This window comes from Chloroflexus sp., from assembly GCF_056331925.1.
This window is the reverse complement of the sequence record NZ_JBWGQH010000011.1, coordinates 24,928-48,107: the sequence shown is the minus strand read 5'-3', so window position 1 is coordinate 48,107 and position 23,180 is coordinate 24,928. Positions and strand designations below refer to the sequence as shown.

General features: G+C 55.7%; 20 protein-coding genes, 1 tRNA gene and 1 pseudogene. 13 read left to right on the top strand and 9 right to left on the bottom strand.

Annotated elements, in window-relative coordinates:
- The first annotated feature begins 181 nt into the window (after positions 1-181).
- Positions 182-1,399 (top strand): MFS transporter, encoded by a 1,218-nt coding sequence (locus tag AC01ZF_RS07545; RefSeq protein WP_476575254.1) that lies wholly within the window; start codon positions 182-184, stop codon positions 1,397-1,399.
- Positions 1,400-1,507: 108 nt separating this feature from the next.
- Here AC01ZF_RS07545 and AC01ZF_RS07540 read toward each other — a convergent pair whose 3' ends face one another.
- On the bottom strand, positions 1,508-1,960 hold the full coding sequence (locus AC01ZF_RS07540) for a hypothetical protein (RefSeq protein ID WP_428111965.1): 453 nt from the start codon (positions 1,958-1,960) through the stop codon (positions 1,508-1,510).
- A gap of 315 nt (positions 1,961-2,275) precedes the next feature.
- Between AC01ZF_RS07540 and AC01ZF_RS07535 the strand changes: the two genes are divergently transcribed.
- On the top strand, positions 2,276-4,126 hold the full coding sequence (locus tag AC01ZF_RS07535) for a hypothetical protein (RefSeq protein WP_476575253.1): 1,851 nt from the start codon (positions 2,276-2,278) through the stop codon (positions 4,124-4,126).
- A gap of 366 nt (positions 4,127-4,492) precedes the next feature.
- Complete coding sequence (gene pepF, locus AC01ZF_RS07530; protein WP_476575252.1) at positions 4,493-6,301, top strand: oligoendopeptidase F; 1,809 nt, start codon at positions 4,493-4,495, stop codon at positions 6,299-6,301.
- Positions 6,302-6,350: 49 nt separating this feature from the next.
- Here pepF and AC01ZF_RS07525 read toward each other — a convergent pair whose 3' ends face one another.
- Both AC01ZF_RS07525 and AC01ZF_RS07520 read right to left on the bottom strand, forming a co-directional pair.
- Positions 6,351-7,394 (bottom strand): ABC transporter substrate-binding protein, encoded by a 1,044-nt coding sequence (locus tag AC01ZF_RS07525; RefSeq protein ID WP_424676708.1) that lies wholly within the window; start codon positions 7,392-7,394, stop codon positions 6,351-6,353.
- Positions 7,395-7,432: 38 nt separating this feature from the next.
- Positions 7,433-8,206, bottom strand: coding sequence for an ABC transporter permease (locus AC01ZF_RS07520; RefSeq protein ID WP_424676709.1), 774 nt, complete (start codon positions 8,204-8,206; stop codon positions 7,433-7,435).
- Positions 8,207-8,479: 273 nt separating this feature from the next.
- On the opposite strand from AC01ZF_RS07520, the gene AC01ZF_RS07515 reads away from it, so the two are divergent.
- Both AC01ZF_RS07515 and AC01ZF_RS07510 read left to right on the top strand, forming a co-directional pair.
- The gene (locus tag AC01ZF_RS07515) at positions 8,480-10,432 is read left to right on the top strand and encodes an alpha-amylase family glycosyl hydrolase (protein WP_424676710.1); all 1,953 of its coding nucleotides are present in this window, start codon (positions 8,480-8,482) and stop codon (positions 10,430-10,432) included.
- A 175-nt stretch (positions 10,433-10,607) separates the two neighbouring features.
- A pseudogene (locus AC01ZF_RS07510) lies at positions 10,608-11,926 on the top strand (RtcB family protein).
- A 140-nt stretch (positions 11,927-12,066) separates the two neighbouring features.
- On the opposite strand, the gene AC01ZF_RS07505 reads toward AC01ZF_RS07510, so the two are convergent.
- A complete protein-coding gene (locus AC01ZF_RS07505) occupies positions 12,067-12,615 on the bottom strand; it encodes a hypothetical protein (protein ID WP_012616576.1) in 549 nt (182 codons plus the stop codon).
- A gap of 230 nt (positions 12,616-12,845) precedes the next feature.
- Here AC01ZF_RS07505 and AC01ZF_RS07500 point away from each other — a divergent pair, with 230 nt between their 5' ends.
- The 5 genes from AC01ZF_RS07500 to AC01ZF_RS07480 all read left to right on the top strand — a co-directional run bounded on the left by AC01ZF_RS07500 (position 12,846) and on the right by AC01ZF_RS07480 (position 16,530).
- Positions 12,846-13,796, top strand: coding sequence for a hydroxymethylglutaryl-CoA lyase (locus tag AC01ZF_RS07500; protein ID WP_476575251.1), 951 nt, complete (start codon positions 12,846-12,848; stop codon positions 13,794-13,796).
- Between the two features lie 104 nt (positions 13,797-13,900).
- Positions 13,901-14,677, top strand: coding sequence for an SDR family NAD(P)-dependent oxidoreductase (locus tag AC01ZF_RS07495; RefSeq protein WP_476575250.1), 777 nt, complete (start codon positions 13,901-13,903; stop codon positions 14,675-14,677).
- Between the two features lie 174 nt (positions 14,678-14,851).
- Positions 14,852-15,010, top strand: coding sequence for a hypothetical protein (locus AC01ZF_RS07490; RefSeq protein ID WP_424676712.1), 159 nt, complete (start codon positions 14,852-14,854; stop codon positions 15,008-15,010).
- A 203-nt stretch (positions 15,011-15,213) separates the two neighbouring features.
- Positions 15,214-15,984 carry a hydroxypyruvate isomerase family protein gene (locus AC01ZF_RS07485; protein ID WP_424676713.1) on the top strand — a complete coding sequence of 257 codons (771 nt, stop codon included), beginning with the start codon at positions 15,214-15,216 and terminating at the stop codon, positions 15,982-15,984.
- Between the two features lie 75 nt (positions 15,985-16,059).
- Positions 16,060-16,530 (top strand): NYN domain-containing protein, encoded by a 471-nt coding sequence (locus tag AC01ZF_RS07480; RefSeq protein WP_476575249.1) that lies wholly within the window; start codon positions 16,060-16,062, stop codon positions 16,528-16,530.
- Positions 16,531-17,216: 686 nt separating this feature from the next.
- On the opposite strand, the gene ribA is transcribed toward AC01ZF_RS07480, so the two are convergent.
- The 4 genes from ribA to AC01ZF_RS07460 are packed head-to-tail and all read right to left on the bottom strand — an operon-like array spanning position 17,217 to position 19,943.
- Complete coding sequence (ribA, locus tag AC01ZF_RS07475; RefSeq protein WP_424676628.1) at positions 17,217-17,837, bottom strand: GTP cyclohydrolase II; 621 nt, start codon at positions 17,835-17,837, stop codon at positions 17,217-17,219.
- The gene (locus AC01ZF_RS07470; protein WP_424676627.1) at positions 17,834-18,028 is read right to left on the bottom strand and encodes a hypothetical protein; all 195 of its coding nucleotides are present in this window, start codon (positions 18,026-18,028) and stop codon (positions 17,834-17,836) included. The genes ribA and AC01ZF_RS07470 overlap by 4 nt, the downstream gene beginning before the upstream one ends.
- Positions 18,016-19,038, bottom strand: a complete 1,023-nt coding sequence (locus AC01ZF_RS07465; RefSeq protein ID WP_428131362.1) for an MFS transporter — start codon at positions 19,036-19,038, stop codon at positions 18,016-18,018. Before AC01ZF_RS07465 ends, AC01ZF_RS07470 begins: the two co-directional genes overlap by 13 nt.
- The gene (locus AC01ZF_RS07460; RefSeq protein ID WP_424676625.1) at positions 19,029-19,943 is read right to left on the bottom strand and encodes a GNAT family N-acetyltransferase; all 915 of its coding nucleotides are present in this window, start codon (positions 19,941-19,943) and stop codon (positions 19,029-19,031) included. Before AC01ZF_RS07460 ends, AC01ZF_RS07465 begins: the two co-directional genes overlap by 10 nt.
- A gap of 133 nt (positions 19,944-20,076) precedes the next feature.
- On the opposite strand from AC01ZF_RS07460, the gene AC01ZF_RS07455 reads away from it, so the two are divergent.
- The 3 genes from AC01ZF_RS07455 (at position 20,077) to AC01ZF_RS07445 (ending at position 21,894) form a co-directional block, all read left to right on the top strand.
- Positions 20,077-20,694 (top strand): 2Fe-2S iron-sulfur cluster-binding protein, encoded by a 618-nt coding sequence (locus tag AC01ZF_RS07455; RefSeq protein WP_424676624.1) that lies wholly within the window; start codon positions 20,077-20,079, stop codon positions 20,692-20,694.
- A 213-nt stretch (positions 20,695-20,907) separates the two neighbouring features.
- Positions 20,908-21,633: a PIG-L deacetylase family protein gene (locus AC01ZF_RS07450; protein WP_424676623.1), complete on the top strand. Its 726-nt coding sequence runs from the start codon at positions 20,908-20,910 to the stop codon at positions 21,631-21,633.
- Between the two features lie 186 nt (positions 21,634-21,819).
- Positions 21,820-21,894: transfer RNA gene (locus AC01ZF_RS07445), tRNA-Lys, on the top strand.
- 94 nt (positions 21,895-21,988) lie between these two features.
- On the opposite strand, the gene hemF is transcribed toward AC01ZF_RS07445, so the two are convergent.
- On the bottom strand, positions 21,989-22,897 hold the full coding sequence (hemF, locus tag AC01ZF_RS07440) for an oxygen-dependent coproporphyrinogen oxidase (protein WP_424676622.1): 909 nt from the start codon (positions 22,895-22,897) through the stop codon (positions 21,989-21,991).
- Between the last annotated feature and the right edge of the window lie 283 nt (positions 22,898-23,180).

Genomic DNA, 23,180 nt, shown 5'->3' with positions numbered 1-23,180 from the left:
AAAGGCGCAGAGGGTGGGGTAGGTAGGGATGCACAGCAGTACGTCCGCTGGCGGTGCGTCCCATTGATGGTGTTTACGTTCATGCGATATATGTCAAGAGGATGCACAGCAGTACGTCCGCTGGCGGTGCGTCCCATCCAGTTGTCGAGATATAGCACAGCTCCAGAAAGGAAACACCGGAATGCTACGGAATCGTGTCTTTACAGCAGTGGTCAGCGGTCACTTTATGGTCGATGTCCTCAACAGCCTTGGTGCCGTGTTATTGGCTGTCTTAGCCGGGCCATTGGGTCTGAGCAATCAGCAAATTGGCTTAGCGTTAACCGTCTACACCCTGATCGGCGCACTCTCACAACCATTATTTGGCTGGATCGCCGACCGCCTGCCTGGGCGCACGCTCCAACTCGCTGCACTTGGTGTAGCGTGGATGGCGCTCTGCTATACCGGTGTTGCCCTTGCTCCCAACTGGACAGTACTCTTACCCTGTTTTCTCCTTGCTGCGCTTGGTAGTGGCCTGTTCCATCCCATCGGTACGGCTGGTGCGGCGGCGGCTGTGCCAGATAAGCCGGCCAGTGCAACCGCGATCTTCTTCTTTGGTGGGCAAGCCGGCTTAGCGGTAGGCCCGATACTGGCCGGTCTTGTGCTGGCTGCTGCCGGAACGACAGGGATTATCCCGATTGCCGTGACTGCGATTATTCCGGCGACCATCTTACTACTCGCGCAACAAACAGTACGTAGTCGACGGACGAGTCGTGCTCCTGCCCCTGCGACGCCACAGGTTTGGACGGCACTAGCCATTGCGGTCTTGATCGCCTTTCTTGCACTCGTCGTCGTGCGTTCGTCAATCCAAGCGGTGTACCAGTCGTTCTTACCGAAACTGTTCAGTGATCGTGGATGGGAACCAACCGTCTATGGCGCATTGGCCGGCACATTTATGGCCAGCGCTGCGGTTGGCAACGTCCTGAACGGATGGATGGCCGATCGCTTTGGCATGCGTGCGGCCACCGTGTGGCCGCTCATTCTGAGTGTTCCTGCCGGGTTAGTCTGTTTTTTGGCAACACCGCTCTGGGCAATTTTCATCGCTAGTGGGCTGGCGGGTATGCTCGTTGGCGGTCAGCATAGCATTCTCGTCGTGCATGCACAACAGATTTTACCGGTGAAACAAGGTCTTGCTTCCGGTCTCATTCTCGGCTTCACATTCGCCACCGGTGCGATCGGCACGTGGCTGAGCGGCATCCTCGCTGACGTGATCGGTCTTGAGACGGTGATGATCGGAGTGACATTGCTCGGGTTACCGGCGGCGGCATTAGCGCTGACCCTGCCCGGTCGCGTGCGCCCGACGCCGGTACCGGCGGCAGTGCCGGCGCCAGCCACAGCGACAGTGCCGGCGCAGGGGGATTAGCCGCGTGTGCAAGCAGATCATTTGCTAGTTCCTAACACTTTGCTTCTCTCCCATCCCCTTCTTTGGAAGAAGGGGATGTTTGCGCATCCCGACCCCAAAATGAACAAATTAATTGTTTGCCAACAGACTTCTACTTTTGTGCAGATACGTTGCAAGCAATTCTTTGGTGTCGTTGTGTGTGAGTGTAAATAGTTCCTGCTCATTGATGAAACAAGAGTTCGTGCTGATTTCATTTGTAACACGATGGTAATTATAACTTTGTAGGATAATAGCGTGACGAATCAATACATTAACAAACATAAGTTTCTTTTTAATGGAGTGAAGCAATGTGCCATCATTTTCGTACTGCACTCCCGTCTTTTGATCGTTGCGTTCGTGGTGGCAATCATCCTGTGGCCGCAACCAGTTCAAGCTGCGGTGAATTGCAGTAACCCGGCGTTGGTGTGCAAAAGCGGCATACTGAGCAGTGATGAGGTGTGGACGGCGGATAAGGTCTATGTTGTGTATAGAAATGTGACGGTTCCAGCCGTGGTAACGCTGACTATCGAACGAATTCGGCACAGTAGTGAAATTCAACCTATACGCCCGTCTGACGATACAGGGAACACTGATTACCAACGGTGTTTCCGGTAATCCGGTCTACTTTACTTCAATTCGTGATGATACGATTGGTGGTGACACCGATAATGAAGTAAATGTACCCCAACCGGGGAATTGGCAATCCCTGCATTTTCAAACCGGCAGTACGGGAATGTTACAGCATACGGAGTTCCGTTACGGCGGAAACATCTCTACGCTATGGTGCAGGTGGATGTGAATGCGAATGTCACCATTCGAACAAGTATCTTTAAGTCTGGTGCTCAGTGTGCCATCAGTATGAAACCGCAGAATGATGTCACGCTGGAGGATATGAGTTTCGTGAACTTTACCGGGAATGTCTACAATGGCCTTTGTGTCGATAGCGGTGATATTAGCGCGCATACAACGTGGGATGCAACCGAAGCGGTCTACATTCTCACCGGCGATGTGAGAGTAGCCTTCGGCACGACGCTCACGCTAGGGGCGGGGGTAGTCATAAAGTTTGCTGATGTCTTTCTTGGGGCGAACCTCTTGGTCAATGGAACGCTGCTGGCGCAGAGCACTCCCGATCAACCTATTTATTTCACCTCGATCTATGATAGCACCATCGGCGGTGCCAGTGGTAATACGACAACAACACCGTCGCCCGGTAATTGGGGATGGGTGCTGTTTCGCACCGGCAGTAGCGGTGTGCTTGACCATGTTGAGATGCGCTACGGTGGCAAAAATGCCAAAGACGCGATCTTGCGCCAAGAGGTTGGCGCTGATGTGTCGATCAATGCCGGGCGCTTTGTCAATGGCAGGATCTGCCCGTTGAGTATGCCGCCGCAGAGCGATTTTACCCTGAGCAATATGAGTCCGGCTAGCTTTGCCGGCAATGAATTCAACGGAATTTGCGTCGATAGCGGCGGAGTGTCAGCTCATACCACGTGGGATGAGACAGAAGCGCCTTACGTGCCGCAGAGTGATATTCGGCGTACCGAAGCCAGACGCCGAACCGAACGATGCGATGAGACAGAAGCGCCTTACGTGCCGCAGAGTGATATAACGGTTGCGTTTGGGGCTACCCTGACGTGGGGCCCAGGGATTGTGGTGAAACCGTCTGATTCCGAAACGGATTTCTTTATCGATGGCATACTCAATGTCAACGGTGTTGCCGGCCAACCCGTTACGCTGACTTCGATCCGCGACGACACGACTGGCGGCGCTACTGACAACACGACCAACCCACCTGCACGTGGTGATTGGGGGCGTATTTTGGTGCGTAGCACCGGTAGCGCGACGTTCAATATGGTCGAATTGCGCTATGGCGGACGGTCTTGGTTTAACATTCCCGTGTTAGAGCAAGACCTTGGCGCACAAGTGAACATTGCTGCTAGTACTTTTCGGTATAACAGCGGTTGTGCATTGGCGATCCATCCGCAAATGGATGTGACATTGACCAACATGAGCGCTGCAAACGTGATTGGGAATGGCACTAACGGTATCTGTGTGCGAGGCGGCGCAATTGCGGCCAATACGACGTGGAAAGAAACCGAAGTACCGTATGTGCCGCAGGACGATATTACTGTGAATATTGGTGTCATGTTGACATGGGGGCCGGGCGTTGTGATTAAGCCAAAGGATTTCTCGGTGGAGTTTTTGATCGATGGTATCCTCAGTGCTAATGGTACGCAGAGTCAACCGATCTACGTTACGTCGATCTATGACTCAACCGTTGGTGGTGTGACGATCAGCTCAACCACCCCACCGGCTCCTGGTCAATGGGGGCGAATCTTGTTTCGTAGTGGCAGTAGCGGCACGCTCTCGCATATTGTTCTTCGCTACGGTGGTGGTGATAGTTTCTTCGGTTCTTACGGTGCAATCCACGTTGACAACGCCTCGCCGGTATTGCGCTATTGCATGTTGGCGAACAATCGGTATGGGTTGCGCAGTTCTGGTACTGCCGCCAATCCAGTGATTGAGTACTGCAACATTGTGGGCAATACGACTGCCGGTATCCAAAACGACACCCCCAATCACTGGATTTCAGCCTTGAATAACTGGTGGGGAAACGTGAACGGTCCAAATGATGCCTCAAATGCCGATGGTTTCGTCAATAACAGCAGCGGTGATAAAGTTAGCAATTTTGTTAAATACCAACCATAGTTGCAATGGCCGGTCATTATCGGCGCTAGTCAATATCGGGTGTATGTGCCGCACATTGTGCGGTAGCTAGTGTGAATGTAGCTGCAACCTCCTCCCTATCTCCCACAGACTGCGGGGGATAGGGATAAGATACTCCCTACCTTATCTATTCCCAAACCTCGGCACTCTTCTCATCTTTTGCACCTCTGCATTGAATTCTCTCTTACCAGCGGCTGCTGCCGCTTCCTCGCAATGGCCGATAGGCCTGTCCTTGTACGCCGCTTTGAGTGTTCATTCCTTAAAGCAATCTCTTGTCGAGTCAGGTATAATGGCAAACAGGGCAACTGCAATGGTACAGTTCCGTGCCTAAGATGAAAGGAATTACACATGACCCTTACCGCAAACCAAGTCCCATCTCGATCTGAAATACCGGTCGAATATACATGGGATTTGTCGCAAATCTTTGCCGATGTGTCGGCGTGGGAACAAGAACTCAGCGCGGTTGAAGCGCTTGCGCAAGAGTTAGCCGCCTTGCAAGGGACGTTGGCGCAGGGGTCGGTGCAGTTGTTGGCGGCGCTGAACCTGCGCGACGAAGTGGCGCGACGGTTGTATGCATTGTACGTCTATGCTATCCATCGCAAGGATAGCGATGGTACTGATCCGGTAGGGCAGGGTTTGGCCGAGCGGGCCAATAGTTTTGCGGCCCGGATACAAGCGGTACTGGCGTTTATTGAGCCAGAGATTTTGACGATCCCGGCGGAAACGCTGGACGAGTGGTTGGCGGCTACCCCCGGCTTGCAAGTGTATCGCTACGCCTTAGAGAAGCTGAATCGCCAGCGCGCGCATATCCGTTCGGCGGAGGTTGAGCAGGTGATGGCGGCGTTTAGCGATATTGTCCGTGCGCCATATGCTACGTTCTCGATGTTGACCGACGCGGATTTGCAGTTTCCGACAATTGAGGATGAGCAGGGCCAGCCGGTGAAGTTGTCGCATGCGCGCTATGGTCGTTTGCTCGAAAGCCATGACCGGCGGGTGCGGCGTGATGCGTTCAAGGGGTACTACAGTGCGTTTTTGCCCTTCCGCAACACGCTTGCCACCACACTGGGCGCGGCGATCCGCTCGCACGTGATCGAGGCCCGGTTGCGCAATTACGGATCGGCGCTAGAGGCGGCGCTCGCTCCGAATGAAATCCCTGTCGAGGTGTACCATAACCTGATTGCGACCGTTGAGGCTAATCTGCCGCGCTTCCATCACTATCTGGCGGTGCGGCGGCGGCTGATGGGGTTGGATGAGCTGCGTTTCTACGATCTCTACGTGCAGCCGGTACCTGATGTCGAGCAAACGTTCCCCTATCAGGAAGCATGTGATCTGATGCGTGAGGCGTTTCGTCCGCTCGGCCCTGAGTATGGCGCGGCGCTCGAGCAAATGTTTACCCGGCGCTGGATCGATGTCTACGAGAATGTGGGCAAGCGGAGCGGTGCGTATGGCGGCGGTTCGTATGGGACGCCGCCCTACATCTTGCTCAACTACCAAGACCGGCTGCGTGATGTCTTTACCCTCGCCCACGAATTGGGCCACTCGCTTCATTCGTACTTCACCCGCGCCACCCAGCCGTTCGTCTATGGCGAGTACACCATCTTCGTCGCCGAAGTGGCTTCGACGCTCAACGAGGCGCTGCTGACCCACTACATGTTGCAAAGCGGTGCTGATGAAGAGTTGCGGCGGCGGTTGCTTGCGCAACAGATCGAAACGATCCGTGGGACAATTTTCCGCCAGACGATGTTTGCCACCTTCGAGCTGTGGATGCACGAGCAGGCCGAGCGTGGACAGCCGTTGACGGCTGATGCGCTGAGCCAGCACTACCGTGAGTTGGTTGTGCGGTATCATGGACCTGAGCTGGTGATCGATGATGAGCTGGCGTATGAGTGGCTGCGCATTCCGCACTTCTACTATCAGTTCTACGTGTATCAGTATGCGACCGGCTTATCGGCTGCCCTGGCGCTGAGTCGTCAGATTATCAACGAGGGTCAGCCGGCGGTTGAGCGGTATCTACGGTTCTTGCGCAGTGGTTCATCACGCGCAGCGATTGATCTGCTGCGTGATGCCGGTGTTGATATGACTTCACCCGCTCCGATTCAGGCAGCGATGGATACGTTTGCTGAATTGGTCAGCCAATTGGAACAGTTGGCACCGTAACGTGATCGACGGGCGCGGGGACGCACCGCCGTGCGTCCCCCATTCGTATTTACCGCTGGCATTCAATACCGCGTGCGCGGTAATAGTCGTCAACTGCATCAGTGACCAACACCGTCGCCGGATCAACCGCCGTTTTCAGCACCCCTAGTGATCGCAGCAGTTCGGCCTCTTTGGCCCATGCCTGCCGGTCGCTAGCTCCGACACATCGCGCGCCAATACCGTAGCGCAGCAGTTTAATCGTTTCCATCGCCTCAAATTCAAGATGACCGCGATCAAAATCAGGGTTACGGACCAAAATGATATTGACGGCGGCTGCCGGGTCGGTGATCGCGTCTTGCCAACCACGTAGCGTGGCTTGGACGAATGCACGCACGGTGTTGGGGTTCTTACGGGCGAATTCGGCGGTGGTGAAGAGCACATCCCCCATCAGTTCGACGCCGTAATCGCGGGCGACAATCAACTCGATGTCGGCGCCGGCAGCGCGAGCGGTGTAGGGCTGGTCGGTGGCATAGACCGGCCACACATCGGCCCGCCGCTCGAGGAAGGGGGCAAGGCTGTAGTCGCCGGGAATCTCGTTGATGCTGGCCGGATCAACGCCGGTGGCAGCTAGCAGTGCCCGGTATTCAGTCTCCACGTTGTCGCCGTAGAACATCGCTACCCGCCGCCCGACAAAGTCTTGCGGTGAACGGATGCCGCTGTCGCGATGTACCATGAATGCAACCGGACTAGCTTGGAACCACGTCGCCAGCGCTACAACCTCGATCCCCTGTGCACGGCTGATCAAGATCGTATCAGCGCCGGTGCTGCCAAAGGTGTTGGCGCCGGTGGCAACCAAGGGGAGCGGGACGGCATCAGGCCCGCCGGGGAGAATAGTTACGTTGAGACCGGCGTCGCGATAGTAGCCGCGCGCTTCGGCCACCAGATAGCCGGCAAACTGGAATTGGGGCAGCCATTGCAGACGCATTGATACATCGGCGACTTCCGGGGCATTCGTTGACGAAATGGCATTGCTAACCGGATTCGGGCTAGCACAACCTGATACGGTCAATAGTAGTAGAAAAAGAGCCAATAATAAGTGGTAACGGTGTGACATAACAAATCCTCACTCCGTCTGATAAAACTACGCCGCGATTACCGTTCTCGTTCCCAATAGACAATCGTGCGTTCGAGCCAGAGGAAACCACCGTGCAGCGCGAGGGCCAATCCGGCGGCAGCAGCCACAGCCGCAAAGGCGCGGTCGGTGGCTAAGCGGTAGGTCGAGGTGGTGATCAGATAGCCCAACCCGCGGCCGGCACCGGCCAGCTCGCTCACCAATGCGCCGATCACGGCTAGCGCACCGGCGACGCGCAGCCCGCTGAAGATAAACGGCAGCGCCGCCGGTAGGCGCAGCATGCGCAGGATTTGCCATTGTGACGCGCCATACGCTTGCATCATCGCCAATTGTTCGGGTGCGGGCCGGCGGAGACCGCTGATGGTGGCGATGAGCAGGGGAAAGCTGGCGAAAAGAGCAGCCATTGCTGCACGGGGCGCAAGCCCTTCACCTAGCCAAATGGTAAGCAGCGGCGCCAAGGCGACTGAGGGCAAACTCTGGCCGAGCAAGACCCACGGGTAGAGGGCGTCTTCGAGCGGGCGCACAAAGAGGAAGGCGATGGCGAGGGTGAAGGCGATCAGTGTGCCAACCGTAAGGCCGATCAAGGCTGCATTGGCGGTGGCGAGGGTATGGTCGAGTAACCGCACTTCGGGTTGGAGGGCGGCAGCGACCACCCGCGAGGGTGGCGGCAAGAGGTACGCTGGAATGCTGGCGGCGGGCAGGCCCCATTCGAGCACCGCCAAGAGCGCGATGCCGAGCGCCAGCGCCGGAACGAAACGGCGAAACAGGTTGGGTGGCGTAGTCATCGTTTCCATAGCGGCTTTATCTTACCATGAAGTGGTGCAGGCGTCATCGCCGTGCGTGATGACCAGCCTGTCTTTCATTGCGAGGGCGTGCAGCGCCCGCAGCACTCGCTCCCTTCGGCGGGCCGGCTCCGCTTCCGTGCGCGCGGGGGATTGCTTCGCCGCCTGTGGCGGCTCGCAATGACAACTGGGAACGTCGGCAGCGATTGTCAGTTTCCCTGTTTTCGGCGATACTTGCGCCGGAAATAACTGCCAGAGCGGGCAGTGGAGTGGTGAGGTTTGCGTATGCACAAGTGGGAACGTATACCACACGAAGCGGCACGGTCGTTGGCTCGGTTGCTGCCGCGGATCGAGCAGGCATTTGAGGCAGCCGGCGGCAATGCCGCTGATTGGGCCGCATTCGAGCAGCGATTGCGCCGGGAATGGCCGCGTCTGTTTGAGTTGTTGCTCGGCTTGTACGGTACCCAATACGACTTCTTCTATCATCTCGAACAACTGTTGATCGCGATGGCGCAGAGCTGGCGCGAACGGCCACAATGGCTCAAGCAGCGCGATGTCGTCCGCGAAGCTGATAGCGAGTGGTTCCAGTCGGAACGGATGATGGGGGGCGTGCTCTATGTCGATCGCTTTTGCGGTACGCTGAACCGGCTGCGCGAGTTTATTCCTTATTTCAATGAGTTGGGCTTGACCTACTTGCACCTCATGCCGTTGTTTGCCGCGCCGGAAGGCAACAACGACGGCGGTTATGCGGTGAGCAGCTACCGAGAGGTGAATCCGCAAATCGGCACGACGGCAGAGTTGGCCGCACTCGCTCACGAACTCGATCGGGCCGGGATTAGTTTGGTGCTGGATTTTGTTTTTAACCATACTTCTGACGAACACGAATGGGCACGGCGGGCGCAGGCCGGCGATCCCGATTATCAGGAGTTCTATTTCCTCTTTCCCGATCGCACGATGCCCGACGCTTACGAGCGCACGCTGCGCGAAATCTTCCCTACTGTGCGCCGGGGCAGCTTCACGTGGCGGCCCGATATGCAGCGCTGGGTGTGGACCACCTTCAACAGTTTTCAGTGGGATCTCAATTACGCTAACCCGGCGGTGTTTCGGGCGATGGCTGCCGAGATGCTCTTCCTCGCCAATTTGGGGGTGGCTGTCCTGCGGCTTGATGCGGTACCGTTCATTTGGAAGCGAATGGGGACAAACTGTGAGAATCAACCGGAAGCTCATCAGATTATCCAAGCGTTCAATGCAATTGCACGTATCGCCGCACCGGCGCTACTCTTTAAATCGGAGGCGATTGTCCATCCTGACGATGTGTTGAGCTACATTAGCCCGCACGAGTGTCAGCTTTCGTACAATCCGCTGCTGATGGCGCTGCTCTGGGAGTCGTTGGCGACGCGCGAGGTCAAGTTGCTGGCCCATTCGCTCAGCCATCGCTTTCGTTTGCCGGCAGGGTGCGCGTGGATCAATTATTTGCGTTCGCATGACGACATCGGCTGGACGTTTGATGACAACGATGCGCGTGCGGTTGGGATTGATCCGTGGGGCCATCGCCAGTTTCTCAACGCCTTCTATACCGGACGTTTTCCCAGTTCGTTTGCCCGCGGCTTGCCGTTTCAAGAAAACCCCGATACCGGCGATGCGCGTGTATCGGGGACACTGGCGTCGTTGGCGGGGCTGGAACAGGCTCTCAGTAATGGTGATCCGACCGCTATCGAGACGGCAATCCGACGGATTCTCTTGCTGCACAGTATTATCCTGAGTATCGGCGGGATTCCGCTACTCTATCTGGGTGATGAGGTAGGGACGCTCAACGATTATGGGTATGTCAACGATCCGGCCAAAGCCGATGATAGTCGTTGGGTGCATCGTCCGGTCCGTAATCAAGCAGCGATGGATCAGCGCTATGATCCGTCAACGGTACCGGGGCGGATTTTTGGTGAATTAGTCAAGTTGATTCGATTGCGGACTTCGTTGCCGGCGTTGCGCGATGGTGCAATGGAAGTTGTGCGGAGCGATAATCGGCATGTGTTGGCGTATGTGCGGCAAACCGGCGCCCAGCGCGTGTTGGTATTGACCAACTTCTCGGAGTATCCGCAGAGCATTGCTGGTAATTTGCTACGTATGTATGGCCCCGGTGTGGAACTGTTCGATCTGGTGAGTGATCAACCGGTTTCGGCGAATGAAGCGCTCGTACTGCCACCGTACCGATTTGTCTGGTTGACGCCGGTGCGTTAGCACGATTGTAGCATGAGTATACTGTTTCCGTTCCATCCACAGGCGGATGCTGGGGGATGATCTCCCGATGCCAAGAAGGTGACATAATATATTAAGGTCATGGCGCTTTTCCATCGCCACGGTTGCAGCAGCTCAGAAAAACACATCCTAGAACTAGAAAGGAGGTGAAACACCGATGAAACCTGCCAAATTGCTGGCCGATTACGCCGATCATCCCAGCTTTCGGAGGATATGTCGTGAAGCGAAACAGATGCTAAAAGAGGGGATGGATGTTGCCATGATTCGGCAAGCGATCGCGGCTCGCTACGGTACTCCGCCAACGGAGCTGCGGCTCCGCGATACCCCGCAGCCGTTGACCATTGTCGGTGAGCATCTGGTGGAGCCGGGAGCCATTGAGCAGATCCGAATGGCATTACGCTTACCACCGGCGATCCGTGGAGCACTGATGCCCGATGCACATCAGGGGTATGCGCTGCCGGTTGGTGGTGTCATCGCGTATGACCGTGCCGTTGCGCCGTATCAAGTTGGGGTTGACATTGGTTGTCGGATGCACCTTTCGATCTTTGCCGAACTTACTCCAGATGATGCTCACCGCGATCGGCAACTACTCCTTGATACACTAAGCAAAGTGACCGTATTTGGCATTGGTTCACCAAAAAAGCCGGTTGCCGATCACCCGATCCTTGCCGATTCGCGCTGGCGAGCGACCAAACTCCTGCGTGAACTGCACGAACTGGCGAGGGTACAGATTGGGACCTCTGGTGGGGGAAACCATTTTGCCGAAATTGTCATTGGGGAATGGTTGACGAGCGGGCAACCGTTCGTTGGTCTCTTAACCCACAGCGGTAGTCGTGGAGTAGGGGCCAGGATTGCCAACTACTACGCCGAGTTAGCCGATCGCGAAACCGCCGTGATAGCCAAAGGTATTCCGCGCACCTATGGCTGGTTGAGCACCGAGCGCGAAGCTGGCAAGAGTATTTGTTGGCGATGCGGTTAGCTGGTGATTTTGCCCGTGCGAATCACGAAGTGATCCATACGCGATTTGCGCGCGCGTTGGGCGTGAAGGTAACACAGGTCATTGAAAATCATCACAACTTCGCATGGGAGCAACCCGACGGAACGGTGATTCATCGTAAAGGTGCGACTCCGGCGGAAACGGGGGTACTTGGCATTATTCCCGGCTCAATGGCGACGGCAAGCTACATCGTCGAAGGTTTCGGTGATAAAGCCACCCTTGCCAGCGCTGCCCATAGCGCGGGACGTCGCTTCAGCCGGGCCGAGGCCCGTCGCACGATCACCCCGGCGATGGCGGCGGCGGTGGTGCGCGAAGCAGGTGTGTTAGTGCGCGGATTATCCGTTGATGAGTCACCATTAGCCTACAAAGACATCGAATCGGTGATAGAGGTGCAAATCGCCGCCGGGTTAATCCGACCGGTCGCGCGTATGCGGCCATTAGTCGTCGTTATGTCCGGTACTGCCGGCGAAGATTCGTAAGGACGCACGGCCGGGTGGTTGGATGAGCCGCACGAGCCGCACGGCCGGGTGGCCTCTGAATGCCGGGGATGCACCGCCGATTGGGTAAATAAAAAATCCCTCTCCCACGAATGGGAGAGGGGCAATGGAATAGGACGCAATCACTTCTTATCCATCGCACCATTGACAATGCCCATCATCACCTTACCCAGCTCGGCCTGCGCCTCAATGACACGCTGCATCGCCTCTTGCCAGCTCTGCATCACTTTTTGCACCTGGTTTGCGTCCCAGCCACGCATGACATTGGTCGGATCTGATTTCTTCAGCATATCGAACCAACCCTCAATAAAGCGGGTTTGGCTCTCGTTGAAGTTACGAGTCATCTCCAGCACCTGCCGGCTCCACTCGACAACAGCAGTCGGCGAGACGGGATTGATACCGGGCATCGCCGGCATTCCCGGTACCGTTGGCATCGTTGGCATATTAACACTGTTGGCCGCGACCGTCTCTGCCCACAACCGGGTTAGCTCGACCTGCGCTTCGAGTGCCTGCTTTACTGCACCCCGCCAGCTATCGACCGTTTTCTGCCACGCCTCAGCGCTCTGCGGAGCTGCCATGTATTGCATCGAGGCCATCCAGCTTTCCCATACCTTCTGCTGTGTGCCCGTCCACAGCTTGATCATGTCGTTCGCCTGCTTCGTCCAGTCCATCGGAAACCTCCATTCAGCGTTAACCGCTGTTCTTCCCATTGCCTGCACCTCGCGTGATGCGGGTCTGTTGTCAGCGTAGAAGAATAGGTTACACTAGAGTTACTGATGTGTTTCAACGCAATTATTGACCTGAATACTTGGAGCTTTGTTTCAAACATCATTTGACAAGACAGATGCACCTTTCTACCATACAAGCCAAGTGAACGTTCCTACATTGCCAGGGGAGGTCGATGATGACCGTGATGGAAAGTGCCCCACTGCCGACGTTCGTGCATATTCGTGAAGTTGGCCCGCGCGATGGCCTGCAAAATGAACCGGTGATTCTCAGTACCGCCCAGAAGGTGAAGTTGATCGATATGCTGTCGGCAACCGGCCTACAGGCGATTGAAGTCGGGGCGTTTGTGCGACCGCAGCAGGTACCGCAGATGGCCGATACCGAAGCGGTATTTGCCGGTATTAAGCGTCATCCGGGCGTCACCTATAGTGCGATTGCGCCAAACGTGGTTGGTGCACGACGCGCATTGGCTGCCGGTGCTGATGTGGTGCAGGTCTTTCTTAGCGCAAGTGAGAGTCACAACCGTAGTAATGTGAACATGAGCATCGAGCAGTCATTGACGCAGGTGGCGGAAATGGCGTCACTGGTACACGGAGCGGGAAAACCGTTCGATGCAGTAGTATCGGTGGCGTTCGGGTGTCCGTTTGAAGGTGATGTTCCGGTCGAGCGTGTGCTCGATATTTGTCAACGCTTGCTTGATGTCGGTGCCGAACAATTGACGTTAGGCGATACCACCGGTATGGCGCATCCATTGCTCGTGCAAGAAGTGGTACGCGCGTTTCGCGCACGATTCCCGCGTCAGCCGTTACGGTTGCATCTGCACAGCGCACGTGGTGCAGGGTTGGCGAATCTGCTGGCCGGCTTGCAGATGGGAGTCGATCTCTTTGATTCGAGTATTGGTGGTATCGGTGGTTGCCCATTTGCCCCTGGCGCTCCTGGTAATCTCTGTACCGAAGATGTCGTACATTTGCTGCATGAAATGGGTATTAAAACCGGATTAAATCTGCCAGCATTGATGAACACGGCCCGTGAGTTAGAGCGGATGTTAGGTCACGAGGTTCCTGGTCAAACAATCAAAGCAGGTATCTGCAAACACCTTCGTGATCGCGAATCATCCCCGCAGTAGGGCCGCACGGCAGTGCGGCCCCGCGGATGCAGTAGGGCCGCACGGCAGTGCGGCCCCGCGGATGCAGTGCGGCCCCCGGTGCATCCCAATCAGGAGTTCACGCCATGGACCCACGTGATCGCGTTATCATTATTACCGGTGCCTCTAGTGGGATTGGCGCTGCCACTGCCCGTTGTTTCGCGGCTGCCGGTGCGCGATTGGTGTTAGCCGCCCGTTCGGTGGATACGTTAGCTCAGATTGCAGCCGAACTGCCGCAAGCCCTCTCGGTACCGACCGATGTGTCCGATCCGATTGCTTGTGCGCAATTGGTGGAACGTGCAGTAGCAACATACGGTCGAGTCGACATCTTGATCAATAACGCCGGAATTGGCCTGACCGGTCCGGTAAGTACGCTCGCTCGCCACGACCTTGAGCGAGTGTTGGCGGTTGATCTGCTTGGCCCGATCTGGCTTATGCAGGCTGTCGTACCGGTAATGCGTGCCGCCGGACGTGGTCAGATCATCAATGTCTCATCGGTGTTGGCCGTGCAACCGTTGCCGTACTTGGGCGGCTACGCGGCTGCGAAAGCGGCGCTTGAACAGATCAGCAACGCACTGCGCATCGAGTTGCACGGCAGCGGCATTGCGGTGACGGTGGTCCGCCCTGGTACGACCCGTACCGATTTTAATCAACGACGGCTGGGGCGTGGTCGTGAGCGGCGCCGGATTGCCCCGCCCGGTGTTGCGCCGGAAGTGGTGGCACGTGCTATTCTGCGGGCAGCCCGAACCGAGCCGCGTCTTGCGTATGTGAGCTGGATGGATCGCCTGGCGCTAATGGCGAGCCGTTTGGCGCCGGGTGTGGTCGAGGCAATATTAGCACGTGCCTTTCGTTGGGAAGAATGAGCGTGAGTGGTGTGCTGGGTGTTCGAGATATGACTACCCACGTACATTCTTGCGTGCTACAATGTAACCTCGAATTCGTGGTGAAAGAAGGTCACCTGGTTCGCGCTTCGCAGCGATCTACAACCTGGTTGGTTCTGATCTTGATGATGGTTGTAAATCGTCCTTGATGTACTCATGCGATATTCGGCCTTGCGGAGCGATTGGCATGATCTCGATGCAGCCGATATTGGTCTCGTTACCGGTAATAGTGAACGTTGTTTGTCGTTGCAGCCGGAGAACGTCGTTAGAGCGACTAACTGCCAGAGCAGTGATGCACCGCATCCAGTTGCTTAACAGCGGATTCGACGAGCTGTCTTTGGCGAAATAGCGGCGGGTCACTGCTACGATGCCACAGAATAAGCTAATCGCGAGTATAATAGGGCAAGGGATCATAGGGTACTTGGGCTACACATTAGGAACGAAAACTACATGTTGGTTTGCATTGTCCCGTCTGGTATGCGTCAGAACGGTTGTTGCGCAGAAAAGTGAGGTTGAAGATGTCGACCCTCGCACCCCTCCGCTTCTCAGTCTGTCTCGATATGATCTTCACCGATCGACCGTTTGAGCAACGGCTGGAGCATATTGCCGATCTGGGTTTTCGCGCCTACGAGTTCTGGACGCGACGGGGCAAGGATATGAACATTACCATTGCCCTACAGACAGCGTTACGTTTGCATTGTGTAGCTATTTTGGGAAGTGAGGCATCGCCAAACGATCCCGATCAGCGTACTCAATTCCGCGATGAGATTAGTCGAAGTGCAGCACTGGCGGTCGATTTGGCGTGCGACAATCTGATTGTGCATGGGGGGGTTATCCGTCCGGATCTCGATCTGGCCTCGCAACGGGCGTGTCTCATCGAGGCATTACAAGAAGCAGCAGAAACAGCTTCTGATGCCGGTTTGAACCTTTTACTCGAACCGCGTAATCCGCTTGATCATCCGGGGAGCTTCTTGTGGTCGTCTGATGAAGGATTTGCGATTGTGCGCGCGGTTGGGCAACCACACGTGAAGTTGTTGTTCGATTGTTATCATCAGCAAATTAGTGAAGGTAACCTGACCCGTCGTATTTTGGCGAATCTTGATCTTATCGGTCATATTCATGTTGCCGATGTGCCCGGACGGCACGAACCCGGTACCGGCGAGATTAATTATGAGCATATTTTTGGTATTTTGCGCGAACATGCGTATAGCGGCTATGTTGGTTTAGAATATGCGCCACGGATTGATGCTGCGGCCAGTTTGCGGGCAGTGCGGATGATGGGGCAGTAAAGCTGAGATCCGAATGAATATCTTTACATATGTATTCGTCACCAATTATGATGGCGTTTTCGTATAAGGAATACAATGAACAACTTTTGTCGAATCAGTGTTTTCTACGATGGTTCGTACTTCTCATATTCGCAAGCATATTTCTACGCTGAAAAGAAAGTTGGCCGGCTGTCGTTTACGCTGTTTCACCGCTTGATCGAGCAATTCATCAGCAGCAAAGAGCAGCGTTACGCGATGCACCGCATTGTCTATGCGAGTTGGCATCAGGGTCTTTTCCCTGCATCACAGACCAATGAAAAGCAGTTTTTCGTTGAGCGCAATCGCCACCTCGATCTGATGCACGCCGGGATCGAGCCGAAGTATGTGCCGATGGCACCGAGTGGGCATGAGAAAGGGGTTGATGTGTCGTTGGCGGTTGATGTGATGGAGCGCGTGATAGAGGGAAAGATCGATGTGGCTGTCCTCGTCACCGGCGATGGTGATCTGACACCACTGGCGCGCACGGTCATGAAGCACGACGTGCGTGTCGGTGTTTTTTTATTTTGAATACGATTCGCCGCAACGGAATAGCCGTGTCAATAGGCGCTTGATCACCGCCTGTAACTACTCGTTTAACGTGAACGAACTCGAACGTGATCCCCGCTACGCTACCGTCTTTAAAACGCTGTTCCGCACACCACAAGCACCGCCGAGAAAGCATAGAGAGTTTTACCCCTGGCCCCTCTCCCAAGGTAGTGAGAGAGGGGATGTTGATGTCTCCTTAAGACTGCACTACGCTGAAAACGATCGTCGAACCGCTCGCTTGGGCGCGTCAGCGCCCGAGAAATCTTCCTTCGAACGATGGGAAAGATTGCTCGCTACGCTCGAAATGACAGCGATTTGTTGGTGAGGACGGTGCTGTGCTCGCACTGACAGCGGTTTGCTGGTGAGGACGGTGCTGCGCTCAACACGACCGTCGAACCGCTCTTTTGTCATTTCGAGGGCGCGCCAGCGCCCGAGAAATCTTCCATCGAACAATGGGAAAGATTGCTCGCTGTGCTCGCACTGACAGCGGTTTGCTGGTGAGGACGGTGCTGTGCTCGCACTGACAGCGGTTTGCTGGTGAGGACTGCGCTGCGCTCGCACTAACAGTAGTTTGCTTACGCGGACCGCGTTGCGCTCGCACTGACAGTGGTTTGCTTGCGCGGACCGCGCTGCGCTCGATATGCAATATCTCCTTTGGTGGGAAGAGTTTATAAAAGCATTCGGCTATCGAGCAGGTGTCCCATACGGAGTTGTTTAGCCAAGAGATACGGGGCGTTATACACGTTTGCCGGAATTTGAAGGGGAACTCGTTCTGACACCTTAATGCCGTACTCTTCGAGACCGGTGATTTTGTCTGGGTTGTTGGTGAGAAGACGGACGGTGTGAACGCCAAGATCACGCAGGATAGCCGCTGCAACGCTGTAGTCGCGGGTATCGACGGGTAGTCCGAGCGCGCGATTTGCGTCAATGGTGTCTAGCCCTTGTTGTTGGAGGGCATACGCCCGAATCTTGTTGACCAGCCCGATCCCACGACCTTCTTGCCGCAGGTAGAGCAACACGCCGCGCCCGGCCTGCTGAATTGCGTTGAGTGCGGCAGCAAGTTGTTCGCCGCAGTCGCAACGGTGCGAGCCGAAGATATCTCCGGTCAAGCATTCGGAATGGAGGCGGGTGAGGACCGGCTCTGAGCCGGTTAGGACACCGCACGTCAGCGCGATCTGTTCTTTCTGTTCAGCATCGAGATAGACGATAATCTGAAAATGACCGAATTTGGTTGGTAAATCGGCCATCGCCGCACGGGTAATGAGAACGGGTGAAGATTCTGTTGTCATACCTGAGCCTCTGGATCTTCAGTAGAACGAATAAGAATAGACGGGTTGGCAATGGTTATTGTTGTCATAACCCATGAGCCGATCAACAGCATGCCTCCCGCGAGATAGGGTGTAGTGTTGCCAAACCAGTCGAAGAGGAAACCGAAACTGGCCGGTCCGATCAGGAGAGCTACACTGATCAGTGCCTGCATCCCGCCAAGCACAATTCCTTGCCGGTTTTCACTGGCCTGTCGTGAGACGAGCTTGTGATGGCCGGTACGGCTAGTCCCATCCCGATGGCGAGAAGCGCGGTGAGCGGAAAGAGAAGCCAACCCGTATGTACACCACTGACAAAGGCAAAGGCGAGGGCCATCAACCCCAAACCACCGCTGGCTAACCATGCATCGCTAAGCCGTGATTGTAACTGGCCGATGAGCACGCCTTGCGTTAGGGCAGCACACAGCCCTACAAAAACAAACAAGATCGCATTCTGATCTGGTCCCCAGCCGAAACGGGTGAGCGTGTAGAGTGCAATATTACTTTGTAAACCGGCAAATGTGATGTTGAGTAGCATCACCGCGATCAACAACGGTCCTACCGATGAGGCTTGTAACGCAATGAGCGCCGATCCGAACAGGTTGCGGAAGGGCAACGACGCTGTGCACCGCTTTGGTGATAACGACTCGGGTAAGACAATGCTGGCGTAGATAGCGTTAATCAAGGCAATGGTAGCGGCGATGAGTGGAGGCAGGGCTAATCCGAACTGGCTGAGGAAGCCGCCGATAGCAGCTCCGCCGATCAGGCCAAGCCCAAATGCCGCACCAAGCAACCCGAAGCCGCGAGTTCGTTCGGTCGGTGACGTGACATTGGCAATGTAAGCCTGTGCCACCGGCAGGCTCGAACCGGCTACCCCGCCAAGAGCGATGGCAGCCGCCAGTAAAGGGAGTGAGTCGGCGAGGGCTAGCCAGCTATATGCCAATGCCGATCCGAATAAGCAGTCCAAAATAACCGGTCGTCGCCCGACGCGGTCGGAAAGTGCCCCGAACAGCGGTGCTGCCAGCAACTGTATCAGCGTATACAGTGAGCCGAGCAACCCAATGATCGTCGCGTTACCTCCCCGCGTCTGCACTATAAACGGGAGTAACGGCATAATCAAGCCGTATCCCAGCATATCAACCAGGACCGAACTGGCGACGATGTAGCGATGATGGTTTAATGCCATGGTCTTGTCTCACGATATTCAATGGGTGTTACTTGCCGTATCAACTGCTCTGCCACTACTTGCACCGTCGAACGCAAGCTGGTGTTGGCGACGAGCGGTGGCCCCCACCGGATGCGCACCGGATTTGTCGCGAGATGCGGCCACAACACTTGCAAAATTGCCGCTAACCACCGTCGTTCCAATGGTTCGCGGCGAAGGTGCGTCAACGGATGGTGCAGTGCTGCCGGAGCCTGGACATCGCTAACGATGGCCGTTACCACAGGGATGTCAGGTGATAACCGGCCAAACAGATCGAGGCTGGTTGACCACTCGGCCAAGCCCATTATCGCCGTTGGATCACGTGCCGGGTCAGGCTCGATCCGACCGGCAGGGAACGTTAAGACTGCACCACCTTGCTGTAGATGGCGTATCGCCATACGAAGCGTGGTCATGCGTCCGGTTGGGGTTGTCCCCACCGGAATAATCGCCGCTGCCGTATTCGACAAAGCCCGTAGGAGCGGACGAGCAATCGCAATAATCTTCAGATCGGTACGACCGAGAGCTGCGATGAGAGCTGCCGCATCGAGCAGACCAGGATGATTGGCGACCACGAGTAATGGGCCGGTGCGTGGTGGTTGTGGGCCGTCGATCCGCAAACCTGGGGCAAATTGGCTACAGATCCACCGGCTCCCTGTCGGTAATCCGGCTTTGCCGACTAATTCGTCGAACACGAGGAGTTGTTCGGCGAACCGTTGGGCCGGTAGACGAGCAACGAGCGCAGCAATTCCGTAGATCCACGATGGTTGCGTTATCCCAAATCCACGCAACATATCGTGAATATTGCACCACATCAGATCGGCCAAAGCAGACGACCGGTAATGTGGTTTGGCGGCGAGACGATAATTCTGGTAGTGATTGATAAGCACAGGAAGAATACGTGCAACGTTCACATGCTGTTGTTATCAATTAACCCTGTATTGCTATCATACCACTGCTTGCCCGAGAATCACGGTACAATAATAATAAATATAGGTCTTTTCCGAAACAGGAGAACAGATTATGCCTACGGTCACCATTAACGATGTCGAGATGGAGGCCCGTCCCGGTGAACGACTCCTCGATATTGGCCGACGCCATGGCGCGCATATGGGTTTTGTCTGTAACGGTACCGGTTTTTGTCAAACGTGTAAAGTCAAGGTACTTGCCGGCAGTGAATCACTCAATCCGCCAACTAAGCTAGAGAAAAACTGGATTCCCGAGCAGCGGCTGCAAGAAGGGTGGCGTTTGGGATGCCAAGCTGCTGTGCGGGGGAGAGGGCCGATCACCGTTTTGACCAATGCTGAACTGTTGCGTCGGCAGACCTTTGCGGTGGTCAATCCACCCGCTGGTACCGATACGTTGTCCAATGCGGCCGCTTTACTGGCTAATATTGGGCAGCAAAGTATCGATCAGATTACCGGATATCCGTTTAATTTACTCAACGCAGTATCTCGGATAGGATTAGGTCGTTTGCTGAATCCGTGGCAATCGGTCGAACAGTTTAGTCGGTGGATTGCTGATTTTGGTAAGGTGGTGGAAACGACACTGAATGCACCGGTACCGCCTCCACCTCGTGATCCGCTCGATCAGGTGCGTGCGGCGGCTGCTGAGGTTCGGCGAGCTAGCGAGGCCAGCTAGGTAATGGGACAACGGCGGATTATCTCCTCGCTGTGGTAGTTTTCCCTCTACCTTAGCCTCCCTCGTGCGCGGAGGAGGCGGGGAGAGGGGGAGCATCTCCTGTCATCGCTATCGTTTCTTTCCCCAACTCTTCTCGCAAACCATGCTCATTGCAGCATACCTGTAAAGTCATGGTATGCTACCTATCAGCAAATACCTTGCCGAGGAGCTACCATGACGAACGAACCTCGTACTGCACTTGTCGTTGTCGCGCATCCTGACGATGCTGAATTTGGTTGTGGTGGTACCTTAGCCGCATGGGCCGCTGAAGGGTGGGAGATTACCTTAGTGATCTGCACCGACGGTGGCGGTGGCGGGCCTGATGATACCACCGATGTTGGCCCGACAGCTCGTCGCCGTATCAGTGACATTCGCAAGGCAGAGCAACGGGCAGCGGCGGAGGTACTCGGTCTCAAAGAGGTTGTGTTTCTCGACTACCCGGATGGGATGCTGCAACCAACTCTCGAACTGCGCCGAGATATTGTCCGCCAGATTCGCCGTGTACGCGCACAGCGGATTGTTTGCCAATCACCTGACCGGGTCTGGACACCGCAGTACTCCATCCCGCGGTTTCATCCCGATCATCTCGCTGCTGCCAATGCCACCCTTGCAGCGGTGTATCCGGCGGCACAGAACGGATGGGATTTTCCAGAACTCTTAGCCGAAGGCTATCGACCGTGCAAGGTGCGCGAACTTTACATCACCGGTGCGCCGGTGTTGAATTATGCCGTAGATATTAGTGCTACCATCGAGCGGAAACTGGCTGCATTGCGCTGCCACGTCTCGCAGTTAGGGACGGATCAGACTGAGTTAGCGCAGATGGTGCGGCAATGGGCTGCTGAGCGGGGCAAAGAGTTTGGTTTGGCGTTCGCCGAAGTATTCCATCGAGTGGAAAATTAGGTATTCACTACGATGGTGAGAGTGAATGGAGGCAGAACTGTTGCAGGTTGATGGATGAGACTGTAGCAGTGAACCTACCGCCGTGCTGCCGGCACAATGGGTGGTGGTGCTGTATAGCGAGATAATGTGATAAGTTGTTTGTTGCAGTTGACTCCGAGGCCAGACTCGGATATACTACCCAACGGTGGGCCGGTAGCTCAGTGGTAGAGCACCTGACTTTTAATCAGAGGGTCGTGGGTTCGATCCCCACCCGGCTCACCAGCTGCGGAAAAATACTGCCGCCGATTTGGATGTTGTCTTGCAATACCCGGTCGGCGGCAATACTTTTTGTTGCGTTACGTTTAGCCGGTTCGTCTCATTCCTCTGCCCAATCACGCGGTTTGAGAAACTCGGCCATCGCCGCTTCCGGTGATCCTGGTTCGGGCTGATATTTGAATTGCCAGCGCGCTAGTGGCGGTAATGACATCAAGATGGCTTCAATGTTGCCGCCGGTCTGTAGGCCAAAGAGCGTTCCCCGGTCGTAGATGAGGTTGAATTCAACATACCGACCCCGTCGGTAGAGTTGCCACGAACGTTCGCGTTCGCTGTAAGGGGTGTGCATACGACGTTTGACGATCGGTAAATAGGCGTCGAGGATGGTGGTGATACCGTCGCTAACGAAGGCAAAGGCCTGCTCAAAGCCGTCTGGCCCGGTGGGATGGAAGTCATCGAAGAAGATGCCGCCGATGCCGCGCATTTCATTACGGTGCTTGAGAAAAAAATAGCGATCACAGGTCTCTTTCATTGTGCGATAATCGGCGATGGGGTGGCGTCCGCAGTAGTCGCGAAGCGTGACGTGAAAATGGCGTGCATCTTCGACAAATCCGTAGTTGGGAGTGAGATCCATCCCACCACCGAACCACCAATCGTCACCGGTCTCGAAGTAGCGAAAGTTGGCGTGAAAGGCGGGAACGTAAGGGTTGCGTGGGTGAAGAACCATTGAGATACCGGTAGCGAAGTAGGGTTGGCCGCGGGTTGAGGGGCGATGTTGCCAGATACTCGGTGGCACCTCTTCACCGTACACTGCCGACACATTGACCCCGGCGCGCTCGAAGACGGCACCGTCGGTCATGACGCGCGCCGTACCGCCACCTCCTCCCGGTCGTTCCCACGTCTCGGCAACAAAACGTTGGTGTCCGTCGATCTCTTCAAAGGCAGCGCAGAGGTTTTGCTGACCGGTGCGCATCAGCTCATGCACAAGCGAACGAGTGTCGGTAATGGTCATAGGTCGTCTCCTTTGAGGTAAGGACGCAAAGCAAGCAAAGGTGCAAAGGGATAAACGCAAAGGCGCAAAGAACGCGAGGGGCGCAATGGGTTGGGATGGTCCTTGGTCGTGTTTCCGGCTTGCGGCGCGGCGGAACGCGCTGGTGGCGTACCCAAACCCTTTGCGCCTCGGCGTTGGTTACAGTTGGGCGAACGATTCCTCCACGCATGCACAAGCGAACGAGTGTCGGTAATGGTCATAGGTCGTCTCCTTTGAGGTAAGGACGCAAAGCAAGCAAAGGTGC

Coding starts and splice junctions, on each gene's coding strand:
- AC01ZF_RS07545 (WP_476575254.1), top strand. CDS start 182: ATGCTACGGAATCGTGTCTTTACAGCAGTGGTCAGCGGTCACTTTATG.
- AC01ZF_RS07535 (WP_476575253.1), top strand. CDS start 2,276: ATGAAACCGCAGAATGATGTCACGCTGGAGGATATGAGTTTCGTGAAC.
- pepF (WP_476575252.1), top strand. CDS start 4,493: ATGACCCTTACCGCAAACCAAGTCCCATCTCGATCTGAAATACCGGTC.
- AC01ZF_RS07525 (WP_424676708.1), bottom strand. CDS start 7,394: ATGTCACACCGTTACCACTTATTATTGGCTCTTTTTCTACTACTATTG.
- AC01ZF_RS07520 (WP_424676709.1), bottom strand. CDS start 8,206: ATGGAAACGATGACTACGCCACCCAACCTGTTTCGCCGTTTCGTTCCG.
- AC01ZF_RS07515 (WP_424676710.1), top strand. CDS start 8,480: ATGCACAAGTGGGAACGTATACCACACGAAGCGGCACGGTCGTTGGCT.
- AC01ZF_RS07505 (WP_012616576.1), bottom strand. CDS start 12,615: ATGGACTGGACGAAGCAGGCGAACGACATGATCAAGCTGTGGACGGGC.
- AC01ZF_RS07500 (WP_476575251.1), top strand. CDS start 12,846: ATGATGACCGTGATGGAAAGTGCCCCACTGCCGACGTTCGTGCATATT.
- AC01ZF_RS07495 (WP_476575250.1), top strand. CDS start 13,901: ATGGACCCACGTGATCGCGTTATCATTATTACCGGTGCCTCTAGTGGG.
- AC01ZF_RS07490 (WP_424676712.1), top strand. CDS start 14,852: ATGCGATATTCGGCCTTGCGGAGCGATTGGCATGATCTCGATGCAGCC.
- AC01ZF_RS07485 (WP_424676713.1), top strand. CDS start 15,214: ATGTCGACCCTCGCACCCCTCCGCTTCTCAGTCTGTCTCGATATGATC.
- AC01ZF_RS07480 (WP_476575249.1), top strand. CDS start 16,060: ATGAACAACTTTTGTCGAATCAGTGTTTTCTACGATGGTTCGTACTTC.
- ribA (WP_424676628.1), bottom strand. CDS start 17,837: ATGACAACAGAATCTTCACCCGTTCTCATTACCCGTGCGGCGATGGCC.
- AC01ZF_RS07470 (WP_424676627.1), bottom strand. CDS start 18,028: ATGCAGGCACTGATCAGTGTAGCTCTCCTGATCGGACCGGCCAGTTTC.
- AC01ZF_RS07465 (WP_428131362.1), bottom strand. CDS start 19,038: ATGGCATTAAACCATCATCGCTACATCGTCGCCAGTTCGGTCCTGGTT.
- AC01ZF_RS07455 (WP_424676624.1), top strand. CDS start 20,077: ATGCCTACGGTCACCATTAACGATGTCGAGATGGAGGCCCGTCCCGGT.
- AC01ZF_RS07450 (WP_424676623.1), top strand. CDS start 20,908: ATGACGAACGAACCTCGTACTGCACTTGTCGTTGTCGCGCATCCTGAC.
- hemF (WP_424676622.1), bottom strand. CDS start 22,897: ATGACCATTACCGACACTCGTTCGCTTGTGCATGAGCTGATGCGCACC.